Source organism: Lysobacter rhizosphaerae (genome assembly GCF_054779795.1).
The window spans coordinates 429837-456142 of record NZ_BAAGXO010000001.1 but is presented as its reverse complement, the minus strand read 5'-3'; the positions used below and the strand labels follow the sequence as shown (position 1 = coordinate 456142).

Below are 26306 nucleotides of genomic sequence, written 5' to 3'. Positions count from 1 at the left end.
GAAAAGACCCCGCAGCGCGGGGTCTTTTTTGTTTCCGCCGAAGGGCAACGCCTCAGCTGATGCGCCGGATCCTCGCACCGAGCCCGGACAATTTCTCCTCGATGTTCTCGTACCCACGGTCCAGGTGGTAGATGCGGTCGATGACCGTTTCGCCATCGGCGACCAGGCCGGCGAGGATCAGGGAAGCCGAAGCGCGCAGGTCGGTCGCCATCACCGGGGCACCGCTGAGCTGCTGCACGCCGCGGATCACTGCGGTGTGGCCGTCGACGCGGATGTCCGCGCCGAGGCGCAGCAGTTCGTTGACGTGCATGAAGCGGTTTTCGAAGATCGTCTCGTTGATCACGCCGACGCCTTCGGCAATGCAGTTCATCGCCATGAACTGTGCCTGCATGTCGGTCGGGAAAGCCGGATGCGGCGCGGTGGTGAGGTTCACTGCCTTCGGGCGCCGGCCGCGCATGTCGAGGGTGATGCGATCACCGTCGACGGTGATCTCGGCACCGGCTTCCGTAAGTTTGTCGAGCACGGCATCGAGCGTATCCGGCCGCGTCTTGCGTGCGGTCACGCGGCCGCCGGTCATGGCGGCGGCGACCAGGAACGTGCCGGTTTCGATGCGATCGGCCACCACGGCATGCTTGCCGCCGTGCAGGCGTTCGACGCCCTCGACCACTATCCGGCCGGTACCGGCGCCCTCGATCTTCGCGCCCATCGCCTTCAGGCATTCGGCGAGATCGACGATCTCCGGCTCCATCGCCGCGTTTTCGAGCACGCTCGTGCCTTCGGCGAGGGTCGCCGCCATCAGCACGTTCTCGGTCGCACCCACGCTGACCATGTCGAACACGTGCCGCGCGCCCCTCAGGCGCTTCGCGCTGGCCTTGATGAAACCGTGGTCCACGCTGATGTCCGCGCCCAGCGCCTGCAGCCCCTTGATGTGCAGGTCGACCGGGCGTGAGCCGATCGCGCAGCCACCGGGCAGCGAGACTTCGGCGTCGCCGTACTTGGCCAGCAGCGGGCCCAGCACCAGCACCGACGCACGCATGGTCTTGACCAGCTCGTAGGGGGCGACATGGCTGTTGACGCTGCGCGGGTCGACGATGACCCCGCTTTCGCTGCCCTTGCCGATGGTGCCCTGGTCGATGGTGATGCCCGCTCCGAGCCCCGCGAGCAGCTTGGCCGTGGTCACCACGTCGTGCAGGTGCGGGACGTTGCTGATTTCAACCGGTTCGTCCGCCAGCAGGGTGGCGCACAGGATCGGGAGCACGGCGTTCTTGGCGCCGGAGATCTGGACCTCGCCGTTCAACGGCTGGCCGCCTTCCACCAGGATCTTCTGCATCTCAGGCGGCCTCGTCCGGCGTGACCGTCTTCAGGGCGAGCGCGTGGATCTCACCGCCCATGCGTTCGCCGAGGGTCGCGTACACCATGCGGTGGCGGGCCAGCGGCAGCTTGCCGCGGAAAGCTTCGGACACAACGGTGGCTTCGAAGTGCACCCCGTCGTCGCCGCGCACGTCAGCGCGGGCGCCCGGGAGGCCCTGTTCGATCAGATGGCGGATGGTATCGGCGTTCAATTGGGTGTGTTCCAGCTTGCGGGGGCGCCGGGCGGGCATCGCACGGCGCTTTGCGCATAAAATGAACGGATTAGCCTAACGGAAAGCCCCCCGGGCTTAAATGGCAATGTCCGAAATGGCGACTTCGCCCGCACGTCCCCTGCCCGATTCCGCCACCGCCGGCCTGGCCGATAGCGGCCGCCGCGTCTTTGCCATCGAGGCCCAAGCCCTGGCAGCCGTGGCTGCCCGCCTGGATGGCGAGTTCAGCGCCGCCTGCCGCCTGATGCTGGAGACCCGGGGCCGCGTGGTCTGCACCGGCATGGGCAAATCCGGCCACATCGCCCGCAAGATCGCGGCGACGCTGGCCTCGACCGGCACCCCGGCCTTCTACGTGCATCCCGGTGAAGCCGCACACGGCGACCTGGGCATGATCACCGACGCCGACGTGGTGCTCGCGCTGTCGTACTCGGGGGAAAGCGACGAGATCCTGCTGCTGCTCCCGGTCCTGCGCCGGCAGGGCAACAAGCTGATCGCGATGACCGGGCGGCCGCAGTCCTCCATGGCACGCGAAGCCGATGTGCACCTGGATGTCAGCGTGCCGGCCGAGGCCTGCCCGCTCGCCCTTGCCCCGACATCGAGCACCACCGCCTCGCTGGCGATGGGCGATGCGCTGGCCGTGGCACTGCTGGATGCGCGCGGCTTCACCGCCGACGACTTTGCCCGCTCGCACCCCGCCGGCGCATTGGGCCGCCGACTGCTGCTGCACATCTCCGACGTGATGCACGCCGGAGACGATGTGCCGCGCGTCCATGCCGATGCCACGTTGAGCGAAGCGTTGGTCGAGATGAGCCGCAAGCGCCTGGGGATGACGGCGATCGTGGATTCCGAAGGCAAACTGCTGGGGCTTTTCACCGACGGCGACCTGCGCCGCACCCTCGACGATGCGGACATCGACATGCGCAGCACGCGCATTGCCGAGGTGATGACGCGTGCGCCCAAGACCATCGGCTCCGATGCTTTGGCCGTCGAAGCCGCGCAACTGATGGAAGCCCACAAGATTGGTGGCCTGCTGGTGATCGACGCCGATCGCCGCGTGGTCGGTGCGCTGAACATTCATGACCTGTTGCGGGCAAGGGTGGTCTAAAGCCCTGCACGGCGGCCGGCACCTGCAACCCGCATTGCCGCCCACACTGTTTGTTCCACCCAATCCCAACCAGACTCCATGCCCTACAGCCACCTCAACGACTACCCCGCCGACATCCGCCAGCGCGCCGCGCGCGTGCGGCTTGCGTGCTTCGACGTGGACGGCACGTTGACCGACGGCAGGCTGTTCTTCGACAGCAAGGGCGGCGAACTGAAGGCCTTCCATGTGCATGACGGCCAAGGCCTGGTGCTGTTGCGCAAGTCGGGAATAGCGGTTGCCTTCGTCACCGCGCGCACCAGCGTCATCGCCGAGCAGCGCGCCGCTGAACTCGGCCTCGAAGCGCACACCGCGGTGAAGGACAAGCTCGCCTGCGTGCAGGAGATCGCGGCGCGGCTGGGCATCGGGCTGGACGAAGTCGCCTTCATGGGCGACGACCTCCCGGACCTGCGCGTGATGGCGCAGGTCGGCTTCTCGGTTGCGCCTTCGGATGCACACGCCTGGGTACGCGAGCGCGCGCATTGGCGCACCAGCGCCCTCGCCGGCCACGGCGCCGCGCGCGAGTTCTGCGACCTCGTACTCGCCGCTCAGGGTCACGCAGAAGCGTTGCTCGCCGAAGTCACCCGGTTGCAGGGCGAACGCATCGAGGGCACCGCATGAACTGGCGCGCCGTCGTCACGATCCTGCTGCTGCTGGGTGCGCTCGCCAGCGGCTGGTCGGTCTGGAACCAGCGCAGCAAGGATGCCGCCATCACTAGCGCGGCCGCGCGCGCCGACTACGTGCTGATCGATTTCGAACTCACGGCCCTGAACGCGGAGGGCAAGGAGTCCTTCACCCTGCGGGCACCGCGCCTGGCGCGCGATCCGGAGAAGAAGACGCTGGACATCGCCACGCCGCTATTCCTGATTCCGCCGGGCCAGGGCGCGGGAAATGATGCCTGGGAAGTGCGCGCGAAGGACGGCTGGGTCAGCGCCGACGGCGACGAAGTGCGTCTTCAGGGCGACGTGAAGGGGGTCAGCTCCGGCGCGAGTGGCCCGAGCACCAAGATCGCCTCGCGCGAACTGACGGTATACCCCGATGCCCGGCGTGCCAGCGCCCAGGGTCAGGTCGTGGTCACCCGGCCGGGCTCTATACTGACCGGCCGTGGCCTGCAGCTGGATCTGGCCAGCAAGCAATACTCGTTCAAGTCCGAGGTCCACCATCGCTATGTCCCGACCGCTCGTTAAGCCCCTCGCCGCCGCAATCCTTGCAGGCGCGAGCACCCTGTTCCTGCTGACGCCGGGTGCGTGGGCCAAATCGTCGGACCGCAACCAGGCCATGGACATCGAGGCCGGCGCATCCGCCGGCGGGCTGGACGATCGCCAGCCGACCGTGCTGTCGCAGGGCGTCAACATCACCCAGGGCTCGCTGAAGATCCAGGCGGATACCGCGACCGTCACCACCCGCGGCGGCGACCCGGTGCGGGCCGTCCTTACCGGCGGCCCGGTCAAGCTCAGCCAGCAGCTGGATGACGGCACTCCCATGAATGCCACGGCGGGACGCGTGGACTATGACCTCGTCAGCGACGTCGTGGTCTTCACCGACAAGGTCAACATCCAACAGCCACGCGGCAGCCTCTCCGGCCCGCGCGTGGTCTACAACATGAAGACGGGCATGGTGAACAGCAGTTCCGACAGTACCGGCCGGGTAAAGATGACGATCCAGCCACGCAACCCGCAGCCGGCCCCGGCTCCCACCAAGCCGGCTCCCACCAAGCCCGCCCCCCAGAAGCCGGGGAGCAACTGATGTTGGCTGCCAAGGGCCTGCGCAAGGCCTATCGTTCCCGCGAGGTCGTCCGCGATTTCGCCCTCACCCTGGATGCCGGTGAAGTCGTGGGGCTGCTCGGCCCCAACGGCGCCGGCAAGACCACGTGCTTCTACATGATCGTCGGCCTGGTGCCTGCTGATGCCGGGCAGATCGTGCTCGATGGCAAGGACATCACCGCCGATCCGATGTACGCCCGCGCCAAGCACGGTGTCGGTTACCTGCCGCAGGAACCATCGGTCTTCCGCAAGCTCAGTGTCGCCGACAACATCCGGCTCGTACTCGAACTGCGCGAGGACCTGGACAAGGCCGGCATCGAGAAGGAACTGGCCAACCTGATGGATGAACTCCAGATCGGCCACGTCGCGGACCAGATCGGCGCAAGCCTCTCCGGTGGCGAACGCCGCCGCGTCGAGATCGCGCGCGCGCTCGCCGCGAAGCCGCGGCTGATGCTGCTCGACGAACCTTTCGCCGGCGTCGATCCGATTTCCGTCGGCGAGATCCAGCGCATCGTCCGCCACCTCAAGAACCGCGGCATCGGCGTACTCATCACCGACCACAACGTCCGCGAGACACTTGGCATCTGCGACCGCGCGTACATCCTCAACGAGGGCGCCGTGCTTGCGCAGGGTTCGCCCGACGCGCTGCTGTCGAATCCCGACGTGCGCCGCGTCTATCTGGGTGACACTTTCCGGCTGTGATCCCGGTTCCGGAACAGTAGTCCTTCGCCATCGCGCTGAACGGGCGGCATCGACGCACCGCGCATCGCCGTGCATGATGACGTCGATCCCCCATGACGGACCGGCCGTCGGCCCCGCCAGAATCCGTTCACACTTCCTATGAAGCCCCGCCTACAGGCAACGCTGGGACAACAACTGGTGATGACGCCGCAACTGCGGCAGGCCATCCGCCTGTTGCAATTGTCCGCGGCCGAACTGGAAACCGAGATCGCCGAGGCGGTTGAAACCAATCCGTTGCTGGACTGGACCGAAACCAGCATCGCCGTCACCGATGGCGAAACCGCGCCAGACGGCACCACCGGCACCAAGAGCGACGAGGGCTACGAAACCGAAACCCTCGCGCCAGCCGAGGCCGACTGGGGACCGGGCGATGGCGAAACCTGGTACGAACGCACAGGCCCGGCCGACGCCGACGAAGATATTCCCGGCGCTGAACAGGTGGCCGAGGGCGAAACCCTGCAGGACCACCTGCTATGGCAACTTCACCTCAGCCCGCTTTCGCCGCGCGACCGCATCATTGCCGTCACCCTCATCGAGGCGATCGAAGACGACGGCTACCTGCGCGAGCCGCTGGAAAACATCGCCGACACACTGGGCGCCGATTTCCATCCGCAGCACGACGAAATCCTCACCGTGTTGCACCAGGTGCAGCGCTTCGATCCAGCCGGCGTCGGTGCGCGCACACTGGGCGAGTGCCTGCGCCTGCAGTTGTCCGTGCTGCCCGAGAACGCGCCCGGCAGGACACTGGCGCACACGCTCGCCAATGGTCCCCTCGAACGCCTGCCGAAGGTGGGAATGGCCGGCATCGCGGCCGAACTCAAGCTGGATATCGGCGAAGTCGAATCGGCGGTGCAACTGCTGCGCTCGCTCGATCCCAAGCCGGGGCTGCAGGTCGGCAGCATCAGCAATGACACCTACGTCGCACCCGACGTGGTGATCTGGCGCCAGCACGGCCTGTGGCGCGTGGCGCTGGCCGAAAGCATGCGTCCGCGCATCAGCATCCATCGCGGTTACGAGGGCATGATCCGCCACGCCAGCGCCGCGGATGCCCATTACCTGCGCGGCCATCTGCAGGAAGCACGCTGGCTCCTCAAGAGCCTGGAAGCGCGTGGCGAAACCCTGCTCAAGGTAATGCGTTGCCTCCTGCACCAGCAGGCAGCCTTCCTCGAGTTCGGCGACAGCGCGCTGCGGCCGCTGACGCTGCGTGAGGTCGCCGCCGAAATCGGCCTGCATGAGTCCACCGTTTCACGCGCCGTGGCCCGCAAGTACGCGCGCACGCCGCGCGGAACCATTCCGCTGCGCTCGTTCTTCGCCTCCGGGATCGACACCGGGACGGGCGGTGAAGCGTCCAGTACCGCCATTCAGGCCATGATTCGTCAATTGATCGATGCGGAGAACCCGCGCAAGCCGCTCTCGGACGCGCGCCTGGCCGAAACACTGAAGGCCACCGGCGTTCCCGTGGCCCGACGAACGGTCGCGAAGTACCGGGAAGCGATGAGCATCCCCTCTTCGCAGGATCGCGTGCGTATCTGAGACCCGCTGCGCGGGCTCCCGGAACCCTGCAGAACCGGCCGTAAGCGTGACCGCGTAACGGTTTTTTCCGACCTCTTTTCCCCCTCCATTACGTCGCATTGCCATTCGCGCAAAACAGGCGTTGAATGGGGTCACCGTAGCCAGTGACCATAAGGAGGTAACGATGCGTATCGAAACCCACGGCCAGCAGATTGAAGTCACCGGCGCGCTGCGAGACTACGTTGACAGCAAGCTGGCGCGACTGAAACGCCACTTCGACCAACCCTTCGACGTACGCACCATGCTCAGTCTCGACAAACCCGATCACAAGGCCGAGGCTACCGTTACCGTTTCCGGACGCGTGCTGCATGCCGATGCCGCCGCCGTCGACATGTATGCCGCCATCGACCTGCTCGCCGACAAGCTCGACCGGCTGCTCATGAAGCACAAGGAAAAAATAGTCGACCATCATCGCGGTGAAAGCCTCGCCCGTAGCGGCGACTTCGCCTGAGCCACCCGGCGGAGCGGCACACTCGCCTGGTCGACTCCGCCAGATTCCACGCCGGGGGCGGATTCCGCGGAATCCGCCCCCGCTTGCTTTTACGCCCGGGCAGCCGCACGGTCGCGTTCCGCCAGTTACCATTGCCCGGGGTGAGACGCGGAGCGGCGGCATGAACCTGAGCATCAGCGCAGCGCAGCTTTTCGAACAGCAACGCGACAAGCTGGGATTGCGCTGGCTGGCGGGCAAGCGCACGGGCGGGCAACGCGTGCTCGAGGCCGTCGATACCGTCGCGCGCCGTCCTTCGCTGGCCGGCTACCTCAACATCATCTATCCCAACAAGGTGCAGATCCTCGGCAGCGAGGAACTGGCCTGGCTGGATGCGCTTGATTCGCGCCAGCGCTGGGACACGATCGTCAAGATCATCGACTTCCGCCCGCTGGCCCTGGTCATCAGCAAGGACCAGTCCTGCCCGGAAGACCTGCGCCGCCTCGCCGAGGAGAGCGACACGCCACTGTGGGTGTCGCCGCGGCGCGGACACGAACTGTTCAACCACCTGCAGTACCACCTCGCGCGCAAGCTCGCACCGCGGGTAACGCTGCATGGCGTGTTCATGGAGATCTACTCGATCGGCGTGCTCATCACCGGCGAATCCGGTTCCGGCAAGAGCGAGCTCGCGCTGGAACTGGTGACGCGCGGCCACCGCCTGGTCGCCGACGATGCCCCCGAATTCACCCAGATCGCGCCCGACGTCCTCGACGGCGCCTGCCCGGAACTGCTGCAGGACCTGCTGGAAGTGCGCGGCCTGGGCGTACTCAACGTGCGGCAGATGTTCGGCGACACCTCGGTCAAGAAGAACAAATACCTGCGCCTGATCGTGCACCTCACCAAGCCGGCGCTGGAACCGCAGCCCGGTGGGCTGGAGCGACTGACCGGCGACCTGGGCTCGCGTCGCGTGCTCGATCTCGACGTGCCGATCATCACCCTGCCGGTCATGCCGGGCCGCAACCTCGCGGTCCTGACCGAAGCCGCCACGCGCACGCACATCCTGCGTGCGAAGGGCGTGGACCCGGCGGCGGCCTTCATGGCGCGGCACAGCCATTTCCTCGAACGCGCGGAATGACCGTGCGCCTACCTCCACGCGACGCGACCACAACGTGAATACCACGCCACCATCCACCCTCGTCATCGTCAGCGGCATGTCCGGCTCGGGAAAGTCGGTCGCGCTCAATACCTTCGAGGACCTGGGCTTCTACTGCGTCGACAACCTGCCCGCCGAGCTGCTGCCGCAATTCGTGCAGAGCGTGACCAGCGACAGCAATTCGCCGGAGAAGCTGGCCGTCGGCATCGACGTGCGCAATCGCCGGGACCTCACCAACCTTCCGACCTGGCTGTCGGCCGTGGGGGCGATGGGCATGGACCCCAAGCTGGTCTTCTTCGACGCCAGCGACGAGGTCCTGCTCAAACGCTATGCCGATACCCGGCGCCGCCATCCATTGAGCCAGCTTGGCCTGTCGTTGCTCGATGCGATCGCGCTCGAGCGCCAGGTATTGCGACCGCTGCGGCAAGTCGCCGATGCGGTGGTCGATACCAGCAGCATGAACGTGCACAAGCTGCGCCGGCACGTCGTCACGGAGTTCGCCATCGGCGGCACCACCGCGGTTTCCCTGCTGTTCGAATCCTTCGCCTACCGCCGCGGCGTGCCCAGCGACGCCGACTTCGTCTTCGACGCGCGCGCGCTCCCGAACCCGCACTGGGACGCCACCCTGCGTCCGCTGTCCGGCCGCGATGCGGGCGTCCGCGACTACCTGGACGCCGAGGCGGACGTGGCGAAATTCGTCGAACAGGTTTCGGCCTTCCTCGACACCTGGCTGCCCAAGCTGCAATCGGAGGGCACGCGCAGCTACGTCACCGTCGCCTTCGGCTGCACCGGCGGCCGCCATCGCTCGGTCTACCTGGCCGAACGGCTGGCGGAGCATGCGCGGCAGAACGGCTGGGAGGAAGTCGCCGTCCACCACCGCGAACTGGACTGAATCGCCGGCCGGCATCCCAGTGCGGGTTCGGGCGCGACGCTTCCGGTGCTTCCGGACGGTAACCCGGCTCTGTTAAGTTGCAGGGCATGTCCGTCGGCATTCTCCTCATCACCCACGAAGGTATCGGCTCGGCCATCCTGGCCGTGGCGACGCGCCTGCTACGCACGCTGCCCCTGCGCACCGAGGTGCTGGAGGTGCCGTTCGAAGGCGACCCGGACGAATTGCTCCCGCTGGCCAGTGCGGCCCTGCGCCGCGTCGACGGCGGCCAGGGCGTCCTGGTCCTGACCGACCTCTATGGCGCCACGCCGAGCAATCTCGCGGCCAAGGTCGCGCGACTGGGCACGCCGGTGCGCCGCGTGTCCGCGCTGAGCCTGCCGATGCTGCTGCGCGTCATGAACTACGCCGAGGAGGACCTCGACGAACTGCCCATGGTCGCTGGCGCCGGCGCGCGCAATGGCGTGATCGTTGACGAGGCCTAGGCGATGATCGAACGCGAACTCACCGTCAGCAATCGCCTCGGCCTGCACGCGCGCGCCACCGCCAAGCTCGTGCAACTGCTGTCCGCCTACCGCAGCACCACCACCCTCACCGCCAAGGGCCGCGAAGTGAACGCCAAGAGCATCATGGGAGTGATGCTGCTCGCCGCCGGCCAGGGCACGCAGGTGAAGCTGCGCGTGGAAGGCGAAGACGAGGACGCCACGGCCGAAGCGGTGTGTGCGCTGTTCGAGCGCCGCTTCGACGAAGACAGTTGAGGAACCGCACGCGATGCGGCAGGAGTTCAAAGGCATTGGAGCATCGCGCGGCAGCGCCCTGGGTCGCGCCCGCGTGCGCCTGCCGCATGTGCTCGAAGTCGCCGAGGAACATATTCCCGAGGCCAAGGTCGAAGCCGAACGCGCCCGCCTGCAGCGCGCAATCGACACCGTCCGCGCGGAAATGCACGCGCTGCGCCAGCGCCTGCATGGCGCGCTCGCGCATGAGATCGGCGAGTTCCTCGACCTGCACGCCCTGCTGCTGGACGACCCCGAGTTGCTGCAGGGCCTCGACAGCCTGATCCGCACCGGCCGCTACACCGCCGACTACGCCCTGCGCCTGCAACGCGACCGCATCGCTGCCGTCTTCGCCGGCATGGACGATGCCTACCTGCGCAGCCGCATCGATGACATCGACCAGGTCGTCGGCCGCATCCACGCTGCCCTGCACAACCGCAAGGAGGGCGCCGAAGGCGTTGCCGGCGAGATCCTCATCACCGACAACGTCGCCCCCGCCGAACTCGCGCAGCTGCAGGCGCAGGGCGTGGTTGCGGTCATCACCGCCGCAGGCAGCACGCTGTCGCACAGCGCCATCCTCGCCCGCAGCCTGCATCTGCCACTCATCGTCGGCGTGCCCGGCGCCCTGCTCAGGATCAACGACGGCGACGCGCTGGTCGTCGATGGCGGCAGCGGCCTGGTGGTGGTCGAGCCCGGCCCGGCCGACCTGCGCTCGCATCGCACGCGCGAGCGCGAGTACATCCGCGAGCGCAAGGAACTGCATCGCCTGCGCCGCGAGCCCACGCGCACCATCGACGCGGTGGACATCAACCTCTACGCGAATGCCGAATCGCGCGAGGACGTCGCCGAAGCGCACGCACTGGGCGCCACCGGCATCGGCCTGTATCGCACCGAATTCCTGTTCCTGCAGCGCAACGAACTGCCGGACGAGGAAGAACAGTTCCGCGCCTACCGCGATGTCGTGCTTGGCATGAGCGGACGACCGGTCACGATCCGCACGCTGGACCTGGGCGCGGACAAGGCCGACCGCACCGGCCTGGCCTTGCGCGACGAACCCAATCCCGCGCTTGGCCTGCGTGGCGTGCGGCTCTCGCTGGCGCGCAGGCCACTGCTGGAAACGCAGCTGCGGGCATTGTTGCGCGCCTCGGGTTACGGGCCGTTGCGCGTGCTGGTACCGATGGTGACCTCGCGCGAGGAAATCCGCGAAGTACGCTCCCAGCTCAAGCGCATCGCCCGCGAGCTGCGCATCCAGGGCCACGAGATCGCCGAGCATGTGCCGCTGGGCGCGATGATCGAGGTACCCGCGGCCGCACTCGCGCTGCCCAGCTTCATCGGCAGCGTCGACTTCCTGTCGATCGGCACCAACGACCTCGTGCAGTACCTGCTCGCGGCCGATCGCAACAACGAAGCACTGGCGCATCTCTATACCCCCCTGCACCCCGCCGTATTGCGCCTGCTGCGCGACGTGATCCGGCTCTCCCGCCTGCGCCAGAAGCCCATCGCCGTGTGCGGGGAAATGGCCGGGGATCCGCTCTATGCGCCGGTGTTGCTGGCGCTCGGCCTCACTGAATTCAGCCTGCACCCGAACACACTGCTGGAAGTCCGCCGGGTGATCCGCGAGTGCGACCTCGCCGCCCTGCGCAAGCACCTGCCCCTGTTGATGCGCGCACGCGATCGCGTCGGCATCGAGGCCTGGGTGAAATCCCATTGCCCGGACCAGTAACCGCCTATTTCGGGATTGGACGCTTCGACGGGGTGGGCAGCATCGGCCTGCGCCGTCATAATGTCGGCATGAACGCATAACGCCCGGTCGCATCCCCGTGGATGCGGCTTATGCCTACGGGAGCGCCGCATGGCCGAAGCCGTCCGCCACGACAAGACCGCGCGCCAGTTGCGTCTGCTCTCGGACGCGCTCGATTCCGGCCGCCTCGGTCCCGTGCGCCGGCTGGTCAACACGCTGTCGCCGGCCGAGATCGGCAACCTGCTGGAATCGCTGCCGCCGGCCAAGCGCACGGTGGTGTGGGGACTGGTCGATGCCGAAGACGACGGCGAGGTGCTGGTCCACGTCGGCGACGAGGTGCGCGAAAGCCTGCTCGCGGAAATGGACCCCGACGAGATCGTGGCCGCCGTCGAGGACCTCGACATCGACGATCTTGCCGACCTCGTCGAGGACCTGCCCGACACCGTCATCGATGAAGTGCTCAAGTCGATGGACCGCGAGAACCGCGAGCGCCTGGAACAGGTGCTGTCCTACGACGAGGACACTGCCGGCCGCCTGATGAACCCGGATGTGGTGACGGTGCGTGCCGACACCACCGTCGACGTCGTGCTGCGCTACCTGCGCCTGCGCGGCGAACTGCCCGAGCACACCGACCACCTCTACGTCGTCAGCCGCCGCCACCAGTACCTCGGCCGCATCGCGTTGCAGGCCCTGCTCACGCACGAGCCCAATACGCCGATCAACCAGCTCGTCGACGACGAGCAGCCTGCGATCGGCGTGGAAGAATCCGCCGACGAAGTCGCGCGCCAGTTCTCCGACCACGACTGGATTTCCGCGCCGGTCGTCGACGACAACAACATCCTGCTCGGCCGCATCACCATCGATGACGTCGTCGACATCATCCGCAGCCAGGCCGAGCACCAGGCCCTGGGCGCCGCCGGCCTGGACGAGGACGAGGACCTGTTCTCGCCCGTCCCACGCGCGACCAAGCGTCGCCTGGTGTGGCTGGGCATCAACCTGGGCACGGCGTTCCTCGCTGCGAGCGTGGTCGGCCAGTTCCAGAACACCATCTCGCATATCGTCGCCCTGGCGGTATTGATGCCCATCGTCGCCGGCATGGGCGGCAACGCTGGTACACAGGTACTGGCCTTGGTGATCCGCGGTCTTGCCCTCGGCCAGGTCGGCGCCGCCAACGTGCGCGTGCTGATCTGGAAGGAAATCCGCGTCGCCCTGCTCAACGGTCTCGCCCTGGGGCTCGTCCTGGGCGTCATCGTGTTCCTGTGGTTCCACGAATTGCCGCTCGCCCTGGTCATTGCAAGCGCATTGACCATCAATCTGCTTTCCGCCGCGCTCGCCGGCGTGCTGGTACCCATGACGCTCAAGCGCATGGGCTTCGATCCCGCGCTCGCGGGCGGCGTGATCCTCACCACCGTCACCGACGTGATGGGGTTCCTCGCGTTCCTGGGGTTGGCGACGATCATCCTATTGCGCTGATTCGGGGAAGATCGATGTTCGCGCTGCTGCTGGTCTGCGCATTTGCCGGCTTCGTCGGAGGGGCCATCCATGCCGGGCAGTTGCCCGTCATGGCCGGCTTCGCAATCGCGCTCCTGAGCGCGTCCGCTTACCTCGCCTACGCGTTCGACAAGCATGCGGCCGAGCGTGGCCGTTGGCGGACGCCCGAAAGCACGCTGCATGCACTTGAGCTGCTGGGAGGCTGGCCCGGCGCCCTCATCGCCCAGCGCGTAATGCGCCACAAGACGCGCAAGACAAGCTACCGCATTGGCTTCTGGATGGCGGTCGCCGCGAACTGCGCGGCATTGGGCCTGTGGATCGCCCGGGCCTGAAGCAAGCGCTTGGCCCTCCGGAACCTACGCCAAGGCTTGCTGCCGGGCAAACTCTTCAAGGCAGAAACCGCGGCCTTCACCGTCATTCATCCCCCAATCCCAAGCCGCACTACGTAGCTGGGGAAAGAACACCCTGGGCGGATGCGGAGCAGAAAAGTCCGGACTTGCCGAAGCCAGGAATTGGCAGAAGGCGTCCAGGACATGGACTTCCGGACAACGTTCTTCGATCCAGAGGAATTGCCCCATCTGGTTCACTTCAAGGAAGACGTGCGAGCCGTCCGGCCGGACGATGAGGTCGATCGCGCCAAAGACCAGGTTCATCGAGCGCATCAGCTCTACAAGCTTTCTCTCTATCGGATGCGGCAGCGAGACGGGCGATATTCGGATGGTCTTCTGGTTGACTCTCCAGTCAATGTCCTCGCCGTTCGGATCAGGGGAATCTATCCTGACCGCCTGCACGTAAGAGCCCATGACGTTTACGCGGACTTCGTACGCTTTCGGGATGGCGCGTTGAAGGATTACCGGCGCCGCGCGCAAGAGTCGGTCTTCAGGGAGATCGGACTCGCTGACAAACGAAGTGGCGCCAAGGTGCGTCGCCCCATCCTCGCGCCATATGGCAGGCCCAAGCGCCTTGCCTATTACCGGCCCATCCGCCCTTCTGAGGAATTCACGAATGCTATCCGGGTCATTCGTTATGAGCGTCTCAGGGGACTCCAGTCCAATTCTTGCTGCCACGGACAACTGAAGCAGTTTGGATTTCTCAGCCGCCAGGTGGGAACGATAGTCGTTGATGGCGAATATCGATCGCGAAGACAGGTCGTACCCCAGGCTTTCGATCAACCGGTTCGAATGATCCGCGGCGATCTTTTCATCCTTGGGATCGAGACCTACCAAAGGCTGGATCTGGCCCCTGCGGCGAGCCCAGAAAACAAATGGCCGGCTGTCCGACGAAAGCGGCAACCCATCGACCAGGAGATGCGCGTGTCCCGTGGCCGATGTCCTGAAGTCGATCGTGCTGTCGTATGGGTACGAGCTCGGATAGATCGGGAACAGTTCGATTCCGTATTCGAGCAGGCCCAGCTTTACAGCCGAAGTGTGTATATCGAATGGAATGCTCAGAGCGACAACATCGTGCCGTGTTCTTTTCATTGCGTCACCGGCAGCCGGATGGATTTGCCTGAGCGCACTCGCACGTAGCAGAGGTAATCGCTCATGGATGGGAGATCCGCCTCCTGTCGTTTGGCATCGACCGCCTGCACGTTCTCCAACGGCCGAATCTCGAGATCCTGGCCGACACTGTGGAACTGCGTTCCGTATACCTGTGGCTTGCCTTCAGCCACCAAGGTCCGGTCCAACAGATAGGCATAGACCTGACCGGGTATCTTCTTTGCCTTGAACAGGGTTTCCAGTTGAGGCACCAGGGCGCTTTGGAACGCGTGATCCCCATCCGCGTGGAGGACAAGCGTGTATGCCGCCCATACCCCGTCATCGCCCACCTGGTCTGACATAGGAAACCCCCGGCTTCCTACGATCACCTTTATCGCCAGCAGGTTCTCCGCACGAACATCGCTCAGACGTCGCACGACCTCAGGGTCGGGAACGTCCTTGTCGACCTCCTGGCGGTAGGCGGCGCCCGCGGCCTCGTCCCTCGCATACATCTCCAGCAGGTTCCGACGCAGGGCCTGATTGGATACACCGGGAGCATCCGCGATTGGAGCGGTTGAATCTGGATGCGGGTGCGAAGCCTGGTATCGCGCCATGCCCGGGCACACTGATTCCAGCTCCTGATGTGCGTTCTCCGTTGCAACGGCTTGTACACAGCTCGACGCCAAAGCAAAAACCGCGAGCATCACGGCAACCTTCACAGGGCTGTTCATGCCGGAGACCCCACCAAATCAATGATTCGCAAGAACCCCCGACACCTGTCGCAGGTGCCGGGAGTGTTTACCGAACGGGTACGGCACAAAGACTTCAACCAACGAGGTCGCAGGCACTGAAGTCATCCCAACTGCTCCCGCTCCAGGTGTCGCCTCTACCGCCATCTTTGAAATGGTTGGTGGGTAGCTGGGAATCCATCTGGGCAGCCTCGCTGGCGATTCCGCCGCTTACCGAGCTGTTCTCTGCATCAGTCAATTCGCGCGTCAGTACACGACCCAGGACGCGACCCATCGTCTTGTCTTGTTTCACTCTCCACCTCCTTGGAAATTCCATACGCAACGGCGGGACAAGCCGAAGCCTGTCCACCATCTACCTTCTGGATCCCTTCAATCGTCAAGGCGTGCATCACGCACGTCAGACAGGAAGGGGGTTGGTGCGATCAGCTCGTCATGAGCTGAATCGCGATGCGAGCCTTGCACACAAGTACTCGCCCGGATAAAGGAATCCGAGAACTCGGTGTTCGCAAAATACGAACAACTTCAACCAACACCCCATCAGCCGCTCTCGATCGCGCGATCAGCCTGCCAACAACGCCTCGAGTGCCGCCATTCGCACCGCCACGCCATTGCCAACCTGGCGCAGGATCAGCGACTGCGGCCCGTCGGCCACGTCGTCGGTGATCTCGACCCCACGGTTCATCGGCCCCGGATGCATGACGACCGCATCCGGTGCCGCGCGACGCAGGCGGGATGCCGTCAACCCATAATCGCGGTGGTAGTCATCGAGCGAGGCGATCAGGCCGTCCTCCATGCGCTCGCGCTGGATGCGCAGCATCATCACCGCATCGACGCCTTCCAGGGCGGCGTCGAAATCCTGCGTGACCACGCAGCCCTGCAGCGTGCCGTCATCCGGCAGCAGCGACGCCGGCCCGCACACCCGGATTTCGCCCGCACCCAGGGCGCGCAGTGCATGCAGGTCCGAGCGCGCCACGCGCGAGTGCTTGACGTCGCCAACGATCAGGACCTTGAGCTTTGCGAAATCCTTCCCCTTGGCCTGCCGCAGCGTGAGCATGTCGAGCAGCCCCTGCGTGGGATGCGCGCTACGGCCATCGCCGGCGTTGAGCAGCGCGACGCCGGGCTTCGCGGCGGCGGCGAGCGCAGCCACGGCGCCATCGACCTTGTGGCGGACCACGAACCCGCGCACGCCCATCGCCTCGATGGTCCTGAAGGTATCCAGGTCGGTTTCGCCCTTCGTCGCCGAGGACGTCGATGCGTCGAAGTTGAGCACGTACGCGCCCAGCCGTTGTGCGGCGAGCTGGAAGCTCAGGCGCGTGCGCGTGGAGGGCTCGAAGAACAAGGTGCAGACCGCAACGCCGGCCAGTGCCTCGCGTGCGTCGGCGCCATCGGCAAAGGCCTGCGCGCGATCCAGCAGGGTCTCGAGTCCGGCGCGCGGCAGGTTGTCCAGCGTGAGCAGATGCTTCATTGCCTGGTCTTCAGAGGTGGGAAGGGATGCGATTGCCGTTCAACCGGCAGGAACGTCGGTGGCGTCCTGCGGTGATGCCAGCCAGCGTTCGACAATGACCGCGGCCGCCACGGCGTCCAGCGCTTCGGCATCGCGGCGACGCTTGCGCCCTTCCGCCCGGTCGCTGGCGAAGCGCTGCGCGGCCTCGATCGAACTGGCGCGCTCGTCCACGAGCACCACCGGCAGCCGGAAGCGCTCGACCAGCTCGCGGGCGAAGGCATGCGCGCGCGTGCGCGCGGGTTGGTCGCCGCCTTCGAGCGTCATCGGATCGCCGACGATGAACCCGTCCGGACGCCATTCCCTGCGCAGCCGCTCGATCGAAGCCCAGTCGGGACCATGGCCATGCACGTCGATCACGGCCAGTGCACGCGCGCCCGATCCGAACGCGCTGCCGACCGCTACCCCGATGCGACGCGCACCGACGTCGAAGCCGAGCACGGTGCCGTCGCTACGAATGCTCATGCGTGCCCGGCGTAGTCCGCCAGGTGTGCGAAGTCGACGCCGATGCGTCCGGCCGCGGCCTGCCAACGCGCCTCGAGCGGCAGATCGAACAGGAGCTCGGCGTCGGCCGGCGCCGTGAGCCAGTCGTTCTCGGTCAGTTCGTGCTCCAGCTGGCCCGACCCCCACCCCGCGCAACCCAGCGCGACGATGGCGTTGTCCGGGCCTTCGCCGCGCGCCATCGCCTCGAGGATGTCGCGGGATGTGGTGAGGAACAGCCTGTCGGTGATTGCCAGCGTGGAATCCCAGCGCGGGCCGCCGTCATGCAGGACGAAGCCGCGTTCCGGATGCACCGGTCCACCGGCCAGCACGGGTTGCGCGCGGAGCGTTTCGGTGCCGCCTTCGAGGCCCATCTGCCCCAGCACTTCACCCAGGGTGTACTCGGATGGGCGGTTGACCACGATGCCCATCGCGCCGTCGTCGTCGTGCTGGCAGATCAGCGCGACGCTGCGCGAGAAGTTGGTTTCCGCAAGCGCAGGCAACGCGATCAGCAGCTGGTTCGTCAGGGGCTCGGGCATCACGGGCATGGCTGCATTCTAGCGCGCACGCCCCTTCGCGCCAGATGACGGAAGCACAACGGCAGGGCGTAGGATGGCGGCTTCCCCGACCGATCCGCGACTCGCCATGACCGCACCGAATCTTCGTCCGCTCGCCCTGGGCTGCCTCGCCGCGCTGGCCGGCCTTTCACTGGGCGCCTGCAAGCCGCATGCCGCGCAGGAAACCGCCCCGACGGCCGCGCAATCCGCTCCCGCGGCCGCTGCCTCCTACGCGCAGGCGCATGCCGGCGACTATGCGGTGGTGCCGCTGAAGGCCGACCTCTCGCACCTCGACGAGAACACCCGGCGCATGATCGCCAAGCTGGTGCAGGCCGCCGACGTCATGAACGACCTGGCCTGGAAACAGACCTGGAACGGTGACCGCGCCGCACTGCTCGCGCAGGCGCCCGACGATGCCACGCGCGAACTGGTGAACATCAACTTCGGCCCATGGGACCGCCTCAACGAAGACACCCCGTTCATCGCCAACATCAAGCCGCGCCCGCCGGGCGGCCCGTTCTATCCGCTCGACATGACCAAGGACGAATTCGAAGCCGCCGCCCTCGCGGACAAGAAATCCAACTACACCCTGCTCCGCCGCGATTCCGCGGGCAAGCTGATCACCGTCCCGTACCACGTCGAATACAAGGCCGAGCTCGAGCGCACCGCCGCGCTGCTGCGCGAAGCCGCGGAACTCAGCGGCGACAAGAGCTTCGCCGATTACCTGCGCATGCGCGCGGACGCATTGCTCAGCGACGATTTCCGTCCAAGCGACATGGCATGGATGGAGATGAAGACCAACCCGGTGGACATCGTCATCGGTCCGATCGAAACCTACGAGGACCAGCTGTTCGGCTACAAGGCCGCGTATGAAGGCCTGGTCCTGGTGAAGGATGCCGAATGGAGCAGGAAGCTCGCCCGCTACGCCGGCTTCCTGCCCGAACTGCAGAAGGGATTGCCGGTCGAAGCCAGGTACAAGGCCGAGAAGCCCGGGTCCAAGGCCGACCTCAATGCGTACGAAGCGGTGTATTACGCCGGCGATGCCAATGTCGGCGCCAAGACCATCGCGATCAATCTGCCCAATGACGAGGAAGTGCAGCTCGCCAAGGGCACGCGCCGGCTGCAGCTCGAAAACGTGATGCAGGCGAAATTCGACGCCATCCTCATGCCGATCGCGAAGCAGCTGATCGCCCAGGACCAGTTGCAGCACGTGACCTTCGATGCATTCTTCGAGGACACGATGTTCCATGAAGTCGCGCACGGCCTGGGCATCAAGAAGACCCTCGATGGCAAGGGCACGGTCGACGAGGCGTTGAAGGAATATTCCTCCAGCTTCGAGGAAGGCAAGGCCGACATCCTCGGCCTGTACATGATCGACGCGCTCAGCGCGAAGGGCGAGATGGACAAGGCCAAGATCATGGACAGCTACGTGACCTTCCTCGCCGGCATCCTGCGCTCGGTGCGCTTCGGCGCGGCCGACGCGCACGGCAAGGCCAACATGCTGCGCTTCAACTATTTCGCCGACGCCGGGGCGTTCAGCCGCGATGCCAATGGCCGTTACCGGGTCGACTTCGACAAGATGCGCGCGGCGATGAATTCGCTCAGCGCCAAGCTGCTCACGGTGCAGGGCGACGGCGACTACGCCGAAGCCAAGCGCATGACCGACACGCTGGGAGTGGTCAAGCCGGAACTCGCGGCCGACCTCGCCCGCTTGAAGGACGCGAAGATCCCGGTGGACATCCGTTTCGAACAGGGCCTGGACGTACTGGGGCTGACGCAGTACGCCACGCCTGCCACTCAGTGACATGTCGGGCTATTGCGATTTCGCACCGGGCCATGCGCTGCATGGCCCCTATCACGACACCGAGTACGGGTTTCCCAGCCGCGATGAAGCGGTGTTGTTCGAACGCCTGGTCCTCGAGATCAACCAGGCCGGCCTGAGCTGGGAAACCATCCTGAAAAAGCGCGATGGTTTCCGTCGCGCCTATCACGGGTTCGACGTGGACAAAGTCGCGGCTTACGGTGAGCGCGATCGCGAACGCCTGCTGGCCGACGCCGGCATCATCCGCAACCGGCTCAAGGTGGACGCCGCGATCCACAATGCGCAGGTGATCCAGGGCCTGCGCGCCGGGCACGGCAGCTTCGCCGGCTGGCTCGATGCGCAGCTGGTGGATGCCGGCAGGGCACGCGACAAGACTGGCTGGGTGAAGCTGTTCAAGAAGACGTTCCGCTTCACCGGCGGCGAGATCACCAACGAGTTCCTGATGAGCCTGGGTTATCTGCCGGGCACGCATCGCGAAGACTGCCCGGTATTCGCGGTGATCGCGGCGCTGGATCCACCGTGGCGGCGAGCGCTCGGGATGTCCTGAGCATGATGTCCTGAACATGGCGGCCTGCTTCGACGCAGCTGTCACCGCGGGCATGCTTCGATGTCCGCTCCCATCAAGGGAGGACAGAAGCATGATTCGCAAGCTTCCCTCTGGCGGGTACCGCCTGTACTCGCGCAGGAAGGACCCTCGCACCGGCAAGCGGAGGAACCTGGGGACTTTCCAGACCCGCGACGCCGCCGAAAAACACGAACGCGAAGTGCAGTACTTCAAACGGCACTGAGGCGCCGGATTGCGACTCAGAAGCGACGGGCGATGTATTCACCCAGCCTTCGTTCAAGTTGCGACGGATCGTCCAGGAACGCGCAGACGAGGGCGAAGAGCTCGAAACGCTGCCAGTCGAACACGGCGTGGTCACGGACCATGGCCGCGGTATGCACGCCTTCGCTGCGGATGTTGGCGCCGGAAGCGGCCAGTTCCCCGCAGCGTCCCGCCGCGAGTTCGGCGCCGATGTGCCGGTGGTGGGACGACGCGCCGGTCGCCGAAGTCACCAGGTCGCCCAGGCCGGCGAGCGTGTAGGCGGTTTCCCGGCGACCTCCCTGGTGTTCCACGATGTCGGCCAGTTCATGGGTTGCCGCCGCGATCAGGAAACCGCGCATGTTGTCGCCCATGCCCAGTGCGTCCGCGGCGCCCACCAGGGGCACATAGACGTTCTTGAGAACGGCCGACCAGGCGGCCCCGGGAACATCCTCGTGCACTTGAAGGCGCAGGGACGTACCGGCAAACAGCGCCTTGAGGCCTGCGCCCACTTCCGGCCGGTGGCTTGCGGCGACAGCGAACCCACTACGGCCCGCCTGGAGTTCGCGCGCCAGCATCGGGCCGTAAAACAGACCCCACCCGATCCGCGATCCGAAGTGCTGCGTGAACACCTGCGCCGCAGTGCGCCCCTGCTCGTCCAATCCCTTGGCGATGGACACGCAGAGCGCATCGGGCTGCAGGCACGGCACAAGCCGCCCCGCCAACTCGTCATGTGGCTGGGTCGGCAGGGCAAATACCACCACCTGGCGATCGCGCGCGGCCTCCTCCAGCGGCTGGGTCTCCTCGCCGGTCGTCAGGTCGCGGTCCCAGGCCAGCACCTCATGCCGTTGCGAAAGCAACATTTCCAACGCCTGGCCCATGGCGCCATGGCCGAGGATCAGGATCCGCTTGGCTGTGCTTGGCATGGCGTGTTTCCTTGGTGGATGGCCGGGTCACGCAGATACGCGGGACACGCCAGCCACTCACGTGCTCCCGCGATGCTTGCCAATTCAAACCCCGTATCAACGCTGCAAGCCAGCGCCTGTTCCTACACCCTGAAACGAAAGAAGCCGGGTTTCCCCGGCCTCTTCGTGAGCATGACGCGTGGCTTCAGCGGACTTCCGCGACTTCCACCCCATCCAGCCCCTGCGACAGCGTCCTGGCATCGCCGCCCTGGGCGAGCTTGATGCGCAGGCGCACTTCGTTCTGCGAATCGGCGTAACGCAGCGCGTCCTCGTACGAGATTTCGCCCGCCTGGTACAGCTCGAACAGGCTCTGGTCGAAGGTCCTCATGCCCAGCTGCACGGACTCCTTCATCACTTCCTTCAGCTTGTGGATCTCGCCTTCGCGGATGTAGTCCTGCACCAGCGGGGTGCCGAGCATGATTTCCATGGCGACGCGGCGGCCCTTGCCATCCGGTGTCGGGATCAGCTGCTGCGCGACCACGCCCTTGAGGTTCAGCGACAGGTCCATCAACAGCTGGCCGCGGCGGTCTTCAGGGAAGAAGTTGATGATGCGGTCCATCGCCTGGTTGGCGTTGTTGGCGTGCAGGGTGCACAGCACCAGGTGGCCCGTTTCGGCGAAGGCGATCGCGTGGTCCATGCCCTCGCGGGTACGCACCTCGCCGATCATGATCACGTCGGGCGCCTGGCGCAGGGTGTTCTTCAGCGCCGCATCCCAGCTGTCGGTATCGATGCCCACTTCGCGCTGGGTGATGATGCAGCCTTCGTGCTTGTGCACGAATTCGATCGGATCCTCGATCGTGATGATGTGGCCGGTCGAATTCATGTTGCGGTAGCCGATCATCGCGGCGAGCGAGGTCGACTTACCGGTACCGGTCGCACCCACGAAGATGATGATGCCGCGCTTGGTCATCGCCAGCGTCTTGATGATCGGCGGCAGGTTCAGCTCTTCGACGGTCGGGATCTTGGTTTCGATGCGGCGCAGGACCATGCCGACCTGGTTGCGCTGGTAGAAGCACGACACACGGAAGCGGCCGACGCCGGTGACGCCGATGGCGAAGTTGCACTCGTGCGTCTTTTCGAACTCCTCGCGCTGCTGCGGCGTCATCACGTTGAGGACGAGGTCGCGGCTCTGCTGCGGCGTCAGCGGATTCTGCGAGATCGGCGAGATCTTGCCGTGGACCTTCATCGACGGCGGCATGCCGGCGGTGATGAACAGGTCCGACGCCTTCTGGTGCGCCATCAGCTTGAGGAAAGAGGTGAAGTCGATGGTGCTCATGCGTTTGCCTCCGGGAGGCTCTGGTACTCAATGCGTTGGGGACGCTGCTCGTCGCAATCCCTGCCCCCACCCAACCCTTCCCGCATCCGCCGGGAAGGGATGAAACGAAACATCAGTCGAACAACCGCTTGTCCTTGGCGTACATGCGGGCCTGCGGCTTCAGGATCAGGCCGCGCTTGACGAGGTCCTGGAGGTGCTGGTCGAGGGTCATCATTCCGTACTGCTGGCCGGTCTGGATCGCCGAGTACATCTGCGCGACCTTGTCCTCGCGGATCAGGTTACGGATGGCCGGGATGCCGACCATGATTTCCCACGCCGCGGTACGGCCGCCGCCGACCTTCTTCAGCAGCGCCTGCGAGATCACCGCGCGCAGCGATTCGGACAGCATCGAGCGGACCATCGGCTTTTCGCCGGCGGGGAACACGTCGATGATGCGGTCGATGGTCTTGGCGGCCGAGCTGGTATGCACGGTCGCGAACACCAGGTGGCCGGTTTCCGCGGCGGTCAGCGCCAGGCGGATGGTTTCCAGGTCGCGCAACTCGCCGACCAGGATGTAGTCGGGGTCTTCACGCAGGGCCGAACGCAGGGCCTCGTTGAAGCCGTGGGTGTCGCGGTGCACCTCGCGCTGGTTGATCAGGCACTTCTGCGAGGTGTGGACGAATTCGATCGGATCCTCGACCGAGAGGATGTGCGCGTATTCGCTCTTGTTGATGTGGTCGAGCATCGCCGCCAGCGTGGTCGACTTGCCCGAGCCGGTCGGACCGGTCACCAGGATCAGGCCCTGCGGCTGGTCGATCAGTTCCTTGAAGATGCGCGGACAACCCAGGTCGTCCAGCGTCAGCACTTCCGAGGGAATGGTACGGAACACCGCACCGGCGCCGCGGTTCTGGTTGAACGCGTTGACGCGGAAACGGGCCAGGCCCGGGATCTCGAACGAGAAGTCGACTTCCAGGAATTCTTCGTAGTCGCGCCGCTGCTTGTCCGACATGATGTCGTAGACAAGCGCGTGGACCTGCTTGTGGTCGAGGGCCGGGATGTTGATGCGGCGGACGTCACCGTCCACGCGGATCATCGGCGGCAGACCCGCCGACAGGTGCAAGTCCGAAGCTTTGTTCTTGACCGAAAACGCCAACAGTTCGGCGATATCCATGCGTGCTCCCCTTGCACTGCCAACGGAATGAGTTGTAACGACGTACCCGCAGAATGCTGGAACGGCATACCCCTGCGAGGCAGTATAGCCCCCTCCCCCCGCCGTAAAACCAGCCCCTTTTTCGGCCCCAGAAGCGAGAACTGCGAACGTGCTCACGCACGCCCTGCAAGACACCCTACACCGGGTAGAAAACGCGGCCAGCGCCGCCGGACGGCCATCGCCACGGCTGTTGGCGGTCAGCAAGACCCAGCCCGCGGACGCGATCGCGGGGCTTGCCGGCCTGGGGCAGCGCGCTTTTGGCGAGAACTACGTCCAGGAGGCGGTCGCCAAGCAGGCCCGCTTGCAGGGTCTCGGGCTCGAATGGCACCTGATCGGCCACCTCCAGTCGAACAAGGCGAAAGAAGCCGCCGCCCGCTTCGACTGGGTGCAGGCCGTGGATCGTGAACGGCTCGCGCTGGCGCTCAACGCCCACCGCGCCCCTGAACAGGCACCGCTGAACGTGCTGGTCCAGGTGAATATCGACGACGAGGCGAGCAAGCACGGCTGCCCTCCCGAAGACGTGATGGCACTGGCAGATGTCATCGCCGCCCAGCCACGCCTGCGGCTGCGGGGCGTCATGGTGATCCCCGCGCCGCATCCGGACGTCGACGCACGGCGTCCGGCCTTCCGCCGCGCGCGGGAGCTGTTCGAAGCCCTCGCGGCCGTGCATCCGCAGGTGGATACGCTGTCGATGGGGATGAGCGACGATCTGGAAGTCGCCATCGCGGAAGGCTCGACCATGGTGCGCGTCGGTACCGCACTCTTCGGCGCGCGGCCTCGCAAGGCGTGAACAACCACGGCCTGTGCCGTGCCGCGTGACCATCCGGGCTACGATGCGGCTCCCCCGACTGAATCATTCACCCCACCGATGAATCCGCTTCCCTTCGCATCCGGCACCGTGGCTTTCATCGGTGGCGGCAACATGGCCCGCAGCCTGATCGGTGGCCTGGTCGCGCGCGGCGTTCCGGCCACGTCGATCCGGGTGGCGGAACCGATGGCCGAGCTGCGCGATTCGCTGGCACGCGATTTCGGCATCCATGCCTTCACCGACAACGCCATCGCCGCGGCCAATGCGACGACGTGGGTGCTGGCAGTGAAACCGCAGGTGATGCGCCAGGTGTGCGAGGCGCTCGCCCCCGCCGCGCAGGCCAGCCGGCCACTGGTGGTATCGATCGCCGCCGGCATCACCGCGGCACAGATGGAACGCTGGCTGGGCGGCGGTGTCGCGGTGGTGCGGACGATGCCGAACACGCCCGCCCTGCTCGGCGCCGGCGTGACCGGCATGTTCGCCAACGATCGCGTCGATGCATCGCAGCGGACACAAGCCGCCGACCTGCTTGAAGCGACGGGCAAGACCGTGTGGATCGAGGACGAGCCGCGCATGGACGCCGTGACCGCGGTATCCGGCAGCGGCCCCGCCTATGTCTTCCTGCTCGCCGAGGCCATGCAGGCGGCGGGTGAAGCCGAAGGCCTGTCCGGCGAGGCCGCGCGCACGCTGGTCCAGCAGACCATCCTCGGTGCCGCGCGCATGCTGATCGAGAACGATGAGATGCCCTCGGAGCTGCGCCGCCGCGTGACTTCGCCGGGCGGCACCACCCAGGCCGCGCTCGAGAATTTCGAAGCCGGCGGTTTCCGCGAACTCGTCGCCCGTGCCATCCACGCCGCGACCGAACGCGGCCGCCAGCTTTCCGCCGCCAACGACTGACCCGCGAGGACCGCCATGCGCCACCGTTTCGTACTAGCGCTCTCGCTCGCCATCGCGATGGCCGGTTGCGGCGGCAACGCCCCGGCGCCCGCGACTCCCGCCCAGCCGGCGCAGCCGGAAGCCGTCAGCAAAATTGGCGATGTCACCATCCGCGCCACCACCCTGCAGACGGCCGCACTGACGCCCGAAGTGGCCAGCCGTTACGGCATCAGCCGCGGCGATCGGACCGTGATGCTGTTGGTCGGCGTGCGCCAGGGTCCTGAGATGCAGGAAACCGCGCTGCCCGCGACCATCACCGCCACCGTGACCAACCTCAGTGGCCAGCGCCAGCAGATCGCGCTGCGCGAACTGCGCAGCGGCGACCTGCTCGATTACGTGGGAACGACGGAAACGAGCCTGCCGGACACGTTGCGCTTCGACCTCACGATCGTTCGCGAAGGTGGCGCGAGCTCGACGATGCAGTTCACCCGCGAGTTCTATCCGCGCTGAGCGGCACTCCACGCGCACGACGCGC

At 66.0% G+C, this 26306-nt stretch carries 31 protein-coding genes; 20 read left to right on the top strand and 11 right to left on the bottom strand.

The features are described from left to right. Positions 1 to 52: 52 nt before the first annotated feature. Positions 53 to 1330, bottom strand: coding sequence for a UDP-N-acetylglucosamine 1-carboxyvinyltransferase (murA, locus tag ACYVGE_RS02100; RefSeq protein ID WP_457095626.1), 1278 nt, complete (start codon positions 1328 to 1330; stop codon positions 53 to 55). 1 nt (position 1331) lies between these two features. Next, positions 1332 to 1562, bottom strand: a complete 231-nt coding sequence (locus ACYVGE_RS02095; RefSeq protein WP_457095625.1) for a BolA family protein — start codon at positions 1560 to 1562, stop codon at positions 1332 to 1334. 115 nt (positions 1563 to 1677) lie between these two features. Between ACYVGE_RS02095 and ACYVGE_RS02090 the strand changes: the two genes are divergently transcribed. From ACYVGE_RS02090 to ACYVGE_RS02025, 14 genes are all read left to right on the top strand, one after another. After that, positions 1678 to 2685 carry a KpsF/GutQ family sugar-phosphate isomerase gene (locus tag ACYVGE_RS02090; protein ID WP_460727275.1) on the top strand — a complete coding sequence of 336 codons (1008 nt, stop codon included), beginning with the start codon at positions 1678 to 1680 and terminating at the stop codon, positions 2683 to 2685. A 78-nt stretch (positions 2686 to 2763) separates the two neighbouring features. Next, complete coding sequence (locus tag ACYVGE_RS02085) at positions 2764 to 3342, top strand: KdsC family phosphatase (RefSeq protein WP_460726616.1); 579 nt, start codon at positions 2764 to 2766, stop codon at positions 3340 to 3342. Beyond that, positions 3339 to 3908 (top strand): LPS export ABC transporter periplasmic protein LptC, encoded by a 570-nt coding sequence (gene lptC / locus ACYVGE_RS02080; RefSeq protein ID WP_460726614.1) that lies wholly within the window; start codon positions 3339 to 3341, stop codon positions 3906 to 3908. Before ACYVGE_RS02085 ends, lptC begins: the two co-directional genes overlap by 4 nt. Beyond that, positions 3889 to 4467, top strand: coding sequence for a lipopolysaccharide transport periplasmic protein LptA (gene lptA, locus ACYVGE_RS02075; RefSeq protein WP_460726612.1), 579 nt, complete (start codon positions 3889 to 3891; stop codon positions 4465 to 4467). Before lptC ends, lptA begins: the two co-directional genes overlap by 20 nt. Further along, complete coding sequence (gene lptB / locus ACYVGE_RS02070) at positions 4467 to 5186, top strand: LPS export ABC transporter ATP-binding protein (protein WP_460726610.1); 720 nt, start codon at positions 4467 to 4469, stop codon at positions 5184 to 5186. The genes lptA and lptB overlap by 1 nt, the downstream gene beginning before the upstream one ends. 138 nt (positions 5187 to 5324) lie before the next feature. Beyond that, on the top strand, positions 5325 to 6758 hold the full coding sequence (locus tag ACYVGE_RS02065; protein WP_460726608.1) for an RNA polymerase factor sigma-54: 1434 nt from the start codon (positions 5325 to 5327) through the stop codon (positions 6756 to 6758). A gap of 163 nt (positions 6759 to 6921) precedes the next feature. Further along, positions 6922 to 7248, top strand: coding sequence for a ribosome hibernation-promoting factor, HPF/YfiA family (gene hpf, locus ACYVGE_RS02060; protein WP_310051367.1), 327 nt, complete (start codon positions 6922 to 6924; stop codon positions 7246 to 7248). Between the two features lie 160 nt (positions 7249 to 7408). Further along, on the top strand, positions 7409 to 8359 hold the full coding sequence (gene hprK, locus ACYVGE_RS02055; RefSeq protein ID WP_310051365.1) for an HPr(Ser) kinase/phosphatase: 951 nt from the start codon (positions 7409 to 7411) through the stop codon (positions 8357 to 8359). Between the two features lie 34 nt (positions 8360 to 8393). After that, positions 8394 to 9269: an RNase adapter RapZ gene (gene rapZ / locus ACYVGE_RS02050; protein ID WP_460726605.1), complete on the top strand. Its 876-nt coding sequence runs from the start codon at positions 8394 to 8396 to the stop codon at positions 9267 to 9269. Positions 9270 to 9355: 86 nt separating this feature from the next. Next, the gene (locus ACYVGE_RS02045) at positions 9356 to 9748 is read left to right on the top strand and encodes a PTS sugar transporter subunit IIA (RefSeq protein ID WP_460726603.1); all 393 of its coding nucleotides are present in this window, start codon (positions 9356 to 9358) and stop codon (positions 9746 to 9748) included. A gap of 3 nt (positions 9749 to 9751) precedes the next feature. Further along, positions 9752 to 10021 carry an HPr family phosphocarrier protein gene (locus tag ACYVGE_RS02040; protein ID WP_310051358.1) on the top strand — a complete coding sequence of 90 codons (270 nt, stop codon included), beginning with the start codon at positions 9752 to 9754 and terminating at the stop codon, positions 10019 to 10021. A 13-nt stretch (positions 10022 to 10034) separates the two neighbouring features. Then, positions 10035 to 11759, top strand: a complete 1725-nt coding sequence (gene ptsP / locus ACYVGE_RS02035; RefSeq protein WP_460726600.1) for a phosphoenolpyruvate--protein phosphotransferase — start codon at positions 10035 to 10037, stop codon at positions 11757 to 11759. A 129-nt stretch (positions 11760 to 11888) separates the two neighbouring features. Further along, positions 11889 to 13250: a magnesium transporter gene (mgtE, locus tag ACYVGE_RS02030; RefSeq protein WP_460726598.1), complete on the top strand. Its 1362-nt coding sequence runs from the start codon at positions 11889 to 11891 to the stop codon at positions 13248 to 13250. 14 nt (positions 13251 to 13264) lie between these two features. After that, entirely contained in the window at positions 13265 to 13600 is a 336-nt protein-coding gene (locus tag ACYVGE_RS02025) for a DUF1294 domain-containing protein (RefSeq protein WP_460726596.1), read from the top strand. A 24-nt stretch (positions 13601 to 13624) separates the two neighbouring features. Here the strand turns inward: ACYVGE_RS02025 and ACYVGE_RS02020 are convergent, their stop codons facing one another. From ACYVGE_RS02020 to ACYVGE_RS01995, 6 genes are all read right to left on the bottom strand, one after another. Further along, positions 13625 to 14749, bottom strand: coding sequence for a hypothetical protein (locus ACYVGE_RS02020; protein ID WP_460726594.1), 1125 nt, complete (start codon positions 14747 to 14749; stop codon positions 13625 to 13627). After that, positions 14746 to 15477, bottom strand: coding sequence for a DUF6624 domain-containing protein (locus tag ACYVGE_RS02015; RefSeq protein WP_460726592.1), 732 nt, complete (start codon positions 15475 to 15477; stop codon positions 14746 to 14748). The genes ACYVGE_RS02020 and ACYVGE_RS02015 overlap by 4 nt, the downstream gene beginning before the upstream one ends. A gap of 94 nt (positions 15478 to 15571) precedes the next feature. Then, a complete protein-coding gene (locus ACYVGE_RS02010) occupies positions 15572 to 15787 on the bottom strand; it encodes a hypothetical protein (RefSeq protein WP_460726590.1) in 216 nt (71 codons plus the stop codon). A gap of 267 nt (positions 15788 to 16054) precedes the next feature. Then, positions 16055 to 16960: an aspartate carbamoyltransferase catalytic subunit gene (locus ACYVGE_RS02005; RefSeq protein ID WP_460726588.1), complete on the bottom strand. Its 906-nt coding sequence runs from the start codon at positions 16958 to 16960 to the stop codon at positions 16055 to 16057. Positions 16961 to 16999: 39 nt separating this feature from the next. Then, positions 17000 to 17461, bottom strand: a complete 462-nt coding sequence (gene ruvX / locus ACYVGE_RS02000) for a Holliday junction resolvase RuvX (RefSeq protein ID WP_460726586.1) — start codon at positions 17459 to 17461, stop codon at positions 17000 to 17002. Further along, a complete protein-coding gene (locus ACYVGE_RS01995; RefSeq protein WP_460726584.1) occupies positions 17458 to 18024 on the bottom strand; it encodes a YqgE/AlgH family protein in 567 nt (188 codons plus the stop codon). Before ACYVGE_RS01995 ends, ruvX begins: the two co-directional genes overlap by 4 nt. Before the next feature lie 97 nt (positions 18025 to 18121). Here ACYVGE_RS01995 and ACYVGE_RS01990 point away from each other — a divergent pair, with 97 nt between their 5' ends. The 3 genes from ACYVGE_RS01990 (at position 18122) to ACYVGE_RS01980 (ending at position 20643) form a co-directional block, all read left to right on the top strand. Next, positions 18122 to 19837, top strand: a complete 1716-nt coding sequence (locus ACYVGE_RS01990) for a dipeptidyl-peptidase 3 family protein (RefSeq protein ID WP_460726582.1) — start codon at positions 18122 to 18124, stop codon at positions 19835 to 19837. 1 nt (position 19838) lies between these two features. Continuing rightward, positions 19839 to 20402 carry a DNA-3-methyladenine glycosylase I gene (locus ACYVGE_RS01985; RefSeq protein ID WP_460726580.1) on the top strand — a complete coding sequence of 188 codons (564 nt, stop codon included), beginning with the start codon at positions 19839 to 19841 and terminating at the stop codon, positions 20400 to 20402. Between the two features lie 91 nt (positions 20403 to 20493). After that, on the top strand, positions 20494 to 20643 hold the full coding sequence (locus ACYVGE_RS01980; protein WP_460726578.1) for a hypothetical protein: 150 nt from the start codon (positions 20494 to 20496) through the stop codon (positions 20641 to 20643). A 16-nt stretch (positions 20644 to 20659) separates the two neighbouring features. On the opposite strand, the gene ACYVGE_RS01975 is transcribed toward ACYVGE_RS01980, so the two are convergent. From ACYVGE_RS01975 to ACYVGE_RS01965, 3 genes are all read right to left on the bottom strand, one after another. Next, positions 20660 to 21583, bottom strand: coding sequence for a hypothetical protein (locus ACYVGE_RS01975; RefSeq protein WP_460726576.1), 924 nt, complete (start codon positions 21581 to 21583; stop codon positions 20660 to 20662). Positions 21584 to 21767: 184 nt separating this feature from the next. Continuing rightward, a complete protein-coding gene (locus tag ACYVGE_RS01970; RefSeq protein WP_460726574.1) occupies positions 21768 to 22898 on the bottom strand; it encodes a PilT/PilU family type 4a pilus ATPase in 1131 nt (376 codons plus the stop codon). A gap of 112 nt (positions 22899 to 23010) precedes the next feature. Then, positions 23011 to 24048 carry a type IV pilus twitching motility protein PilT gene (locus ACYVGE_RS01965; protein WP_460726572.1) on the bottom strand — a complete coding sequence of 346 codons (1038 nt, stop codon included), beginning with the start codon at positions 24046 to 24048 and terminating at the stop codon, positions 23011 to 23013. A gap of 148 nt (positions 24049 to 24196) precedes the next feature. Between ACYVGE_RS01965 and ACYVGE_RS01960 the strand changes: the two genes are divergently transcribed. The 3 genes from ACYVGE_RS01960 (at position 24197) to ACYVGE_RS01950 (ending at position 26281) form a co-directional block, all read left to right on the top strand. Further along, positions 24197 to 24877, top strand: a complete 681-nt coding sequence (locus ACYVGE_RS01960; protein WP_460726570.1) for a YggS family pyridoxal phosphate-dependent enzyme — start codon at positions 24197 to 24199, stop codon at positions 24875 to 24877. 78 nt (positions 24878 to 24955) lie between these two features. Continuing rightward, complete coding sequence (proC, locus tag ACYVGE_RS01955; RefSeq protein ID WP_460726568.1) at positions 24956 to 25792, top strand: pyrroline-5-carboxylate reductase; 837 nt, start codon at positions 24956 to 24958, stop codon at positions 25790 to 25792. 15 nt (positions 25793 to 25807) lie between these two features. Continuing rightward, positions 25808 to 26281 (top strand): DUF4426 domain-containing protein, encoded by a 474-nt coding sequence (locus tag ACYVGE_RS01950; protein WP_460726566.1) that lies wholly within the window; start codon positions 25808 to 25810, stop codon positions 26279 to 26281. Positions 26282 to 26306: the final 25 nt, after the last annotated feature.